General features: G+C 36.2%; 9 protein-coding genes. 6 read left to right on the top strand and 3 right to left on the bottom strand.

From position 1 onward, the window contains the following. Positions 1-47: 47 nt before the first annotated feature. On the top strand, positions 48-854 hold the full coding sequence (locus A2290_01965; protein ID OGC13504.1) for a hypothetical protein: 807 nt from the start codon (positions 48-50) through the stop codon (positions 852-854). A 147-nt stretch (positions 855-1,001) separates the two neighbouring features. Here the strand turns inward: A2290_01965 and A2290_01960 are convergent, their stop codons facing one another. Both A2290_01960 and A2290_01955 read right to left on the bottom strand, forming a co-directional pair. Then, positions 1,002-1,982: a hypothetical protein gene (locus A2290_01960; protein OGC13503.1), complete on the bottom strand. Its 981-nt coding sequence runs from the start codon at positions 1,980-1,982 to the stop codon at positions 1,002-1,004. A gap of 254 nt (positions 1,983-2,236) precedes the next feature. Further along, positions 2,237-3,250 carry a hypothetical protein gene (locus A2290_01955; protein ID OGC13502.1) on the bottom strand — a complete coding sequence of 338 codons (1,014 nt, stop codon included), beginning with the start codon at positions 3,248-3,250 and terminating at the stop codon, positions 2,237-2,239. Here A2290_01955 and A2290_01950 point away from each other — a divergent pair. The 5 genes from A2290_01950 to A2290_01930 all read left to right on the top strand — a co-directional run bounded on the left by A2290_01950 (position 3,244) and on the right by A2290_01930 (position 5,957). Continuing rightward, positions 3,244-3,456: a hypothetical protein gene (locus A2290_01950; protein OGC13501.1), complete on the top strand. Its 213-nt coding sequence runs from the start codon at positions 3,244-3,246 to the stop codon at positions 3,454-3,456. The two genes, A2290_01955 and A2290_01950, sit on opposite strands and share 7 nt — an antisense overlap. 62 nt (positions 3,457-3,518) lie before the next feature. Continuing rightward, positions 3,519-4,244: a hypothetical protein gene (locus A2290_01945; GenBank protein OGC13500.1), complete on the top strand. Its 726-nt coding sequence runs from the start codon at positions 3,519-3,521 to the stop codon at positions 4,242-4,244. Positions 4,245-4,627: 383 nt separating this feature from the next. Further along, complete coding sequence (locus tag A2290_01940; protein ID OGC13499.1) at positions 4,628-4,975, top strand: hypothetical protein; 348 nt, start codon at positions 4,628-4,630, stop codon at positions 4,973-4,975. 3 nt (positions 4,976-4,978) lie between these two features. Continuing rightward, entirely contained in the window at positions 4,979-5,482 is a 504-nt protein-coding gene (locus A2290_01935) for a hypothetical protein (GenBank protein OGC13498.1), read from the top strand. 184 nt (positions 5,483-5,666) lie between these two features. Then, complete coding sequence (locus tag A2290_01930; protein OGC13497.1) at positions 5,667-5,957, top strand: RNA-binding protein; 291 nt, start codon at positions 5,667-5,669, stop codon at positions 5,955-5,957. A gap of 206 nt (positions 5,958-6,163) precedes the next feature. Here A2290_01930 and A2290_01925 read toward each other — a convergent pair whose 3' ends face one another. After that, positions 6,164-6,697 (bottom strand): hypothetical protein, encoded by a 534-nt coding sequence (locus A2290_01925; protein OGC13496.1) that lies wholly within the window; start codon positions 6,695-6,697, stop codon positions 6,164-6,166. Positions 6,698-6,938: the final 241 nt, after the last annotated feature.

Here is a 6,938-nt window from a genome sequence, read left to right as displayed (position 1 = left end):
GTGTAGTTGGCACAAGTATCGATTATCAAAATTTGCACACTTCGGGGATGCAATATGGAAGATTTTTTACTCAAGGAGAGGCCAATGCCAGGGATAAAGTTGCCATTTTGGGCAAAGCTGTTGCTGATGAACTATTTGGCAACCAAAACCCTGTTGGGCAGTTTGTCCGCATCAATCGTATTAGTTTTCAAATTGTTGGAGTGGCAGCCGAGCAGGGAGCACGCGGGTGGACAAACCTTGATGACCAGATAATTATCCCTGTCAAAACCGCAATGTACAGGCTTATGGGGGATGATTATATAGATTATTTTGAGGTCAAGGTGAAAAAACTCGATTCTATGGCTTATGTTTCACAGCAGATTACAAGCGAATTGATGCGTCTTCACCGCATGCAGGAGTCTGACCGCGAAAGCATTGACATTATAAATATGGCAGAAATCCAGCAGGCGGCGAGTGCCATGGTTGCAACGCTTTCATATCTTCTAGGATCAGTTGCGGTTGTAAGTCTTCTTGTCGGCGGTATCGGCATTATGAACATAATGCTTGTTATGGTAATGGAAAGGACTCATGAGATAGGATTGAGAAAAGCTCTTGGCGCGCAGAGAAGCGACATACTTGTCCAATTTTTAGTTGAGGCTGTTCTTATATGTTTGTTTGGTGGAATAATCGGAATAGGTTTTGGTATTTTAATTTCTTATATTTTGTCGACCCTTGCGCAATGGGTAATTTTTATATCTACGGGATCTATAATATTGGCATTTACATTCTCGGTTTTAGTTGGTGTCATCTTTGGCATTTGGCCCGCATGGAGGGCATCAAAATTGCTGCCTATTGAAGCACTACGATATGAATGAGAAGGAAAAAGACTTAACCCCGATTATTCATACCTAAGGAATTTTTTAATAGACTGTTAAAATTTTGTTAGTCTATGAATAATCGGGGTTAATGACTAATGAATTTGTGCATTAGTCATTCTTCATTAGGACATTTTTCATTTATCTCTAGCTTGTCGGACGCCTTACAATACGTAATGCAATTGGGGTATAGTTCTTAATATCCCAAATATGCTCATATAAAGAACTGCTACTGCGACTGTGGGCAGTAAAGCAAGTTGGGATTGCAACTGCCAGATCGTTTTGCCATTCTTCGTGGTAGTTTTCCATAAAATATTTAGTGCGTAGGTTCGCTCTCTCTTTTTTATGTGTAGCCGGCATATAATCATAAATATTTGGACTATACTTATATATATCCTTTGGCGGTGAACCTGGTTCTGTATATGATTTGTACTCATCCATTATAGGGGTCTTTTTCGGATTGGTTATCCATATTAAACATGGATTTCTTTTTTCATGAAAGGGTTGCACAACATTTTTTTTTATCGCTGCGCTGAACTCTTCAAGTGTTGGCAAACCAAATTCATAGCCTGTTCCTCCCCTTACTAAATTAAGCCTGCGTACAAATTCAGCAGCTTCATTATAACTTACATAAATCATAGGGGCGGCTTTTTTTTCTGGCGAAAGAGCACTTAAAAAAGATAATGTGATTTCTCCATTATTATCATCCCAAAATTCTTTTGGAAAAAGATCAAAATTCCCGCGACCATCAGGATCCCAAGCGTTTTCACGCCAATCTATTCCAAAATTTTCATTTATAATATTTGCTCCTAACATAGTCCTAAGAAAGAACCCGCTTGAAATATAACCAGTCATTTCAACTCCATTGTCAATAGGAGACATCGGTAAGTCTACAAATTGAAGTTCAGAAACAATATCTGTAAACTGTATAGATTCCTGACCTACTTGTACATTGTCCGGTCGTCTTTTTTGCAAAATATTAAAAACGTTATCTACTGTATCACCAGGACGAAAGTATCTTCCATTGCCTGACAGCCTTTGTTTAAGAATTTGCATTCCTTCGCTTTGGGTTGGCGCTTCTCCACCTCGAAAGCTTATTCCTTTTATTGTTCCTACTAATAAATTCATTTTTTATTCACTCCTTGTTTTTTTATCTATTTAACAAGTGAGTATCTTTTAATAATATAAAAAATTTCACACGATTTTTATTAGCATTAGAAAATTCTACGGACATGGTGACCTTTTTTGGCCTGCATGGAGGGCATCAAAGTTACTTCCGATTGAAGCATTAAGATATGAGTGACGGATTTGTCTTGGATCCCCGCTTTTGCGGGGATGACAAATTGCAAAAACTACCATTATGTAACAAGCCCATTACTTGACTATTTAACCTGTGCGGTTGTTTCTCCTACTATTAATTTAACCGGCAAAGTGTATCTATATGCCACTTCTGACGGAGAAACGATGTTGCTTAGCAGTTCTTTAACAGCCGCTTTTCCAAGTTGTTCTAAATTGATGTCGACAGTTGTAATATTTGGTTTTACCTGGTTTATGTAGGGAGGAAAGGGGAGATTGTCAAATCCTGTGATAGAAATGTCCTTTGGAATTTTCAACCCTGCTTCTGTCAATCTGTGGTAGATTTTATAAGCTATTCCATCGCTTTCACATACGATAGCGGTCGGCATCGGTTTTAGCTTTAAAATATTATCCGCCTCTTTTGATATAAGATTTTTGCATACATCAAAATCCCCGATAATAATATATTCTTCAGGCAGAGAGATTTCTGCTTCTTTTAAAGCATATTTAAATCCGTCAAGCCTGTCTGATGTTATGGGATCAAAAAAATCACTTCCAGTAACATAAGCTATCTTTCTGTGCCCCAATCCAATAAGGTGCTTAGTCGCTTCATAAATACCCGATCTCCCATCGCTCCATACGGTATTTAATTCGATCCACGAAGTCGGCCTGCCGCAGATAAGGAGAGGGATGTTTTCCTGTTTTATCATTAAGAGGTGTTCCTGTGAAATAACCCCCAAAATAATCACACCGTCTAAAACCTTTTTTGAAAACATATAGGGGAGGGTATCTTCCTTATCATCGAAGGATTCAATTATTACATTTATTCCCTCTTCTTTTGCTGATGACAAAATCGATTTGGTTACAGCGTTATAATAATCACCAAGTATGACATGATGTGTCGGACCTGTTATTCCTATGATCTTCTTTCTCTTTCCTCTCAATGTCCTTCTTACATAACCTAATTGCTCACAAGCCTCCAAAATTTCCATTCTTGTTTTTCTATTTACGAGTTTAGGGTTATGAAAAGCTTGTGATACTGTCGCAGGGGAACAGGCGACTTTTTTTGCAATATCTTTGATTTTAACTTTTTTTGCCATTTTATCTTATATCATTTTATCATATTTTTTATAAAAAAATTTCAGTATATTCTATAAATATTTTATATAAATTTGTACTATTTTTGTATTATTTTGCCATTATTTTTATTGTTATACAGCATAAAATATATGAATATAAAATTTATATAAATTTATATAATGAAATATTTATAAGTTTTATTAGAAGTTTATGCATGATGGAATAATAAGGAAAGGAGGTAGTAAGTTTATTTGAAATAGGGTAATTAGTTTAAGGAGGTATGTAATCATGGGAATAAAAATGACAAAGGTTTCGTTGTGGGCGCAAAGAGCTGAATGTGTTTTGTTTTCTTCTAGACATAAGTATATGGAAGGTTTAAGTAGTTTTTCCAGAAGGCTTGCGGTAAAATTAATAGAGACTTCTTATTTCCCACCACATACGATATTAGGTGATTTTATGCCGGCAACTTGTGAAATAGAACAATCATTTAAGCTTGATCCTAAAAAAGCTTTAGTAACCTTCTCAAGATTATTTTATGAAGAAGAAAATTTTATGTGCAGAGATAGGAACACCAAAAAAAAGCTTATGCCAAAAAATTGGAGTGTTAGTATTCCTCGATGTGTTTGTGCCGCTCTTTTATCGGCAGAAATTCGCGAGGTAGAATTTTTAGAACCAAAATGGAGGGTTACCAGTCGAGAAAATTTTAGAGGATCTGTAAATATTTTAAGTGATGCCATAATATCTGTTTTAAGGTCGCTTAGCCTTTCTAATACTTGGGAAGATGTAGTAGATTATAAAAAAAGAGGATGGAAACAACGTGATTGGGAATACTTAAATTTAACCTGGGGAAGGACGAGAACTTCTGTTGATCAAAGAAATAGACAGGTAGAAGTAATCGTTGGAGAGGCAAAAGGCGTAAAATTATATATTGAAATAAAAAGTATTGGTGATCATCAGAAAAAAGCAATTGTTAAATGGGACGAAACTAATGCAAAAAAAATTAGAGGCTATTAGAAGCTTGTTGTCTTCTGTGCTTCCCAGCCCCCAAAGAGGAAGAAGAATGGAAGAGAAAGGAGATAAAGAATGAGGAGTGAAGAAAGAGGCAAGCAAACTAGTAGAATCTCTTTGAACTTTCTTTTATTAGTATTAAATTAGTATTTATACACATTATTTTTATTGTATTAATGCTAAAATTTTAATGTAGACCTTAAAATTGCTTTACATTTTAGTAGTAATATGATAACTTTGTTTCTATGAAATCTCTCTTGACCTCTTGGACACTTGAAACCTCGATCCCTCGAACTTTTATATATATCCCCTGGATTTTATTTTGAAATGTTGATACAATTTGTCGGAAAGATGGATAAGGTGTTTTTGATGTAAAGGAGGAAAACAAAATGGGTATGTTTGATATGTTGAAAAATGCAAAGGATATGGTGGATCAAGCGAAGGGGTTTCAACAAGGGGCAATGAAAAGTCAACAGGCGGCGGCTCAACCTGTTAATTTAAATGATCCGATGTGGGCTCCTATAGAAGGGGTTACTCTTGATTTGTATGCCGAAATTTCCGCGGGTCTAATGAAGAATGCGGTTATGGGGTTGGAAGCTGTAAATAAATATGCTGAAAGTAAAGGGGTTCCTTCCGGCGCTTGGCAGAAGGTGCAAAACGGATGGGTTGCCAGAATGGGGACAAATGAACCTGTCAGGATGAGATTCGGAAATTTGTACAATGAGTTCTTGAAGTAAAAAATGACAGGCTTTTATATCGTATTAATTGGAATAGCAATTATTGTTTTTTCCTTTATTCATCAGGATTCATTTTTTATGTTGTCTCCAATAGGGAAGAGTTTAGTCCTTTTTGGTATTTTTTTTCTTATTTTTAGTAGTGTTGTTAATAAGTTCTTTTGGGGTTCTTTTAAGCCACATGATTCGCTAAAGAGCGCTTCCAAAAAAATGGAATCTATGGCAAGTTTTTTGAAAGAGCAAAACAGAATGAACAAGCTAAGCGCTTCGGGGCAACCTGTAAAAGTGAAAATTATAAGTTTACGGGATACTGGTCAGCTTGTTAATTTTGATCCTGTCTTAGAATTTAATCTTGAAGTTTTACATGAAAAAAAAGAGGATGATTACATCGTAAATAATCATCAACAGCTTGTGTCTAAGATTATAATATCAAGAATAATCCCCGGCAATATTTATCAGGCTAAAGTTGATCCAAATGATAAGAATAATGTTTATATATCGTGGCTATAGCTTTAGCCATAACTCTTGACAAAAAGATGTGGTTGATATTCAATATTAATATGTGTTATAATCTAAAGGTCGAAGTTTAATGGTAAAGAACATAAGAGTCTGCCTCTTTTGTCGTGTTGATGCTTCTTTAAGAGCTCTTCATCCGTTAATCGCAGAAAAATAAGTAAAAGGAGAATACTATAACATGAAGAGCATATTCGTTGGGAACCTTCCTTGGTCTGTAAAAAATGAAGATTTAGAAGCTAAGTTTTCAGAATTCGGCGCTGTATTGTCAGCCAGAGTTATGACAGACAAGATGACAGGCAAGTCCAGAGGATTTGGTTTCGTTGATATGGAAGATGCCGATGCCGAAAAAGCTATAGCTGCATTAAGCGGTTATAAGTGGGGCGATCGTGAAATCACAGTCAATGAAGCTAAGCCTAAGACTGACAGAAGAGATAACGATAGAAGCGGCGGATTCCGCAGAAGCTTCTAGTCTCTCAGTAATTTCAAACTGAAGGCCCTCGGGAAACCGGGGGCTTTTTTTTGCTCGAGGGACAGGCGATCCGTTAAGGGGGCTGTAATCCTTCAAGGGACTGTTGCGAAATGGTCATTCCCGTGTGGATCCCCGCTTTCGCGGGGATGACAAATCGCAAAAATTGTCATTACTCAACAGTCCTTACATCTTATTTGGTTTCAAATTTAACCCCGACCATGGTTAATAACAGCCAAAAGTTCTTCTGATGAGACAAGAAAACTTGATCCGTATGGAAGAAAAGCCACTCGATGTCCATCCTTAGGTATAAGTCCTATTGCTCCTGGAATTTTGAATTCCATATCCATTTTAAGTGTATCTTGTTTTAAATGGTTTTTTAAAAATTCTAATCCTATCGTTGCTGTTTGATAACTTTTCAGCCATGTGTCTAGAGCCTCTATTATTGTATTTCTACAAAAAGTAAAGTTACAATGTTTGTCTGCAAAAACCAGCAAATTTTGAATTGCTTGGGGTTGTCTGTTTTCATCCAAAGCTCCTATTATTCTTTCTAAATTTGCTCCTAATAATATACGTGCGGTTTTTCCTGTGTCTAAACCTTCAATTGTAAAACCTTTTCTTGCTGTTCCTGTGATGGCATAATGGAACTTGTGTTGGCGTAGCATTTTTAAGTAAGTTGGTTCTGTTTGAACATTACGTGGATATATTTTTGGGGTATCTGACGCTGTTACTTTAGTTCCCATTGATTTCCTCCTTAACCCCGATTGTCGGGACTTTGTGCTTTTCCTGTCTATGACTGCTTACGTATCTTTATATAAATCGAAAAATTTCACCCGATTATGATAATCTCTTAAAAGAATAATGAAATTTTCAAGGGTTTTTAATAATAATAATATGCCAGGAGGATTTATGTTTAGCAGAAAGGTTATCTCTTTTCATGTGCCTGAAATTGTTGAACGCAAAGATGTTCAACTCTTATTTACT

Source organism: candidate division WOR-1 bacterium RIFOXYB2_FULL_36_35 (assembly GCA_001771505.1).
GTDB lineage: Bacteria > Margulisbacteria > WOR-1 > XYC2-FULL-46-14 > XYC2-FULL-37-10 > XYB2-FULL-36-35.
The sequence above is the reverse complement of the archived record's forward strand: the minus strand, read 5'-3'. Positions and strand labels throughout refer to the sequence as shown.